We start from the raw sequence: 259 nt of genomic DNA, 5'->3' as shown, positions 1-259 counted from the left end.
GGGTGGGTGGATGCGCCGGTAGGGGCCTTGGTCGTCGGCGGGGTAGTCGGTGCGCAGGGTTTCGTGGCGGGTGACGACGTCGGTGAGGGCGGCGGTGAGGGCGCCGGTGTCGAGGTCGCCGGTGAGGGTGATGCGGCCGGCGAGGGTGTAGGCGGTGGTGCCGGGGGTGAGCTGGTCGAGGAACCAGAGTCGTCTCTCGGTGGAGGAGAGGGGGATCCGGTCGGGGTGTTCGCCGGTCCAGACGGGTTCGGCGGTGTCG

Annotated in this window: 1 protein-coding gene; it reads right to left on the bottom strand. The window is 72.2% G+C overall.

Annotation, left to right across the window (positions count from 1 at the left end; genetic code table 11):
• Nucleotides 1-259, bottom strand: a 259-nt coding sequence (locus tag RUR_RS26640) for a condensation domain-containing protein (protein WP_283137944.1), incomplete at both ends; no start/stop codon positions are given.

The organism is Rhizohabitans arisaemae, assembly GCF_025996515.1.
Taxonomy (GTDB): Bacteria; Actinomycetota; Actinomycetes; order Streptosporangiales; family Streptosporangiaceae; genus Rhizohabitans; species Rhizohabitans arisaemae.
The sequence above is the reverse complement of the archived record's forward strand: the minus strand, read 5'-3'. Positions and strand labels throughout refer to the sequence as shown.